The sequence below is a fragment of the Pedobacter miscanthi genome (assembly GCF_003315595.1).
Taxonomy (GTDB): Bacteria; Bacteroidota; Bacteroidia; order Sphingobacteriales; family Sphingobacteriaceae; genus Pedobacter; species Pedobacter miscanthi.
Genome location: NZ_QNQU01000067.1, coordinates 1 through 1,365 on the forward strand (window position 1 = coordinate 1; position 1,365 = coordinate 1,365).

Sequence of the window (1,365 nt, forward strand, 5' to 3'; positions counted from 1 at the left end):
TCCGATAACTCCTATGTTTACAATGTTTAATTTAGTAAACATAAAGTGAAAAGGATTGAGAGTAGACCGATGGCTAAATAACTCATGAAGTATATTGACCGATAGATATTACCTCTTTCCTTTTTATCTCTTAGAGTTTGAACAGAATGTAAGGAATTATGCATGTCATAATATCCAGGATATCCAACCAGGAGAAAAAACGAAGGGGGATTCATCACTTTATAATTAAACTTAAAATGATGAAAAAAATATTAAAGGAAGTATTAGGTGTAGATATTGCGCAAAAGGAACTGGTAGTTACTGTTGGCAGAATGTTCGATGATTTGAGTATTGATCTCTATGCGCATAAAGTTTTCAAAAACAATGAGGCTGGTTTTGTAGCTTTATTAAATTGGATAAAAAAACTTACAAGTAATGAATTTAAAGTTCGTTTTGTAATGGAAGCTACTGGTATCTATCATCAAAAATTTGCCTTTTACCTCTATAATCATGGTCGTGAAGTAACTATTGTTCTGCCAAATAAAATCAGTAATTACATTCGAACACTTGAAAACAAAACCATAACAGATAAAAGTTGTTCTGAGGCGATTGCACAGTTTGGATTGGAAAGAAATCTTGATCAATGGCATAAGCCTAAGAAAATCTTTCATAAGCTTCAACAACTTACAAGAGAGCGTGATCAGATTGTAAGTGAACGGGTTACTGTAAAGAACCAGGTCCATGCCGAGAAGTCTGAAGTGGAGCCGAATGAACGCAGCCTGCAACGACTTAATGAAAGGATTTATCTGTTGAATAAGCAAGAGAAAGAAATAAAAGCTGATTTGGAGATGATTGTTAATGGTGATGTTAATTTAAACACAGAAATAAAACGTATCTGTAGTATAACAGGAATTGGGAAACTTACCGCAATAATTGTTTTGGCTGAAACAAATGGGTTTGAGCTGATCAGAAATAAAAAGCAACTTACAAGTTATGCCGGTTTGGACGTGAAAGAAAAACAATCAGGAACATCAGTAAAAGGGAAACCAAAAATATCGAAGAAGGGAAATAGGCATCTTAGAAAGGCAATGTATTTACCTGCCTTAGTAGCTGTTAAACATGATAAAAAATTTGGAGAAATCTATCTTAGAATAGTTTCAAAAGATGGAATTAAAATGAAAGCACTTGTAGCAGTTCAAAGAAAGCTATTAGAAATGGTACATGTGATTTATAAAAACAAACAAGAATATCAAAAAGAATACTCAGCTTTAAAAGAAAGTAGCGCACTAAACCTAAAGGATCAGGACGCTACACTGGCTAGTTCTTGACTGCCTACGAAACAAAAATAAAATATTTTATTTGGAAATTAACACAGAATCTATCGGA

The 1,365-nt window shown here is 33.2% G+C and carries 1 protein-coding gene; it reads left to right on the forward strand.

Annotated features, from left to right (window positions below):
* Window positions 1–239: 239 nt before the first annotated feature.
* Window positions 240–1,307: an IS110 family RNA-guided transposase gene (locus tag DRW42_RS28355; RefSeq protein WP_244215384.1), complete on the forward strand. Its 1,068-nt coding sequence runs from the start codon at window positions 240–242 to the stop codon at window positions 1,305–1,307.
* Window positions 1,308–1,365: the final 58 nt, after the last annotated feature.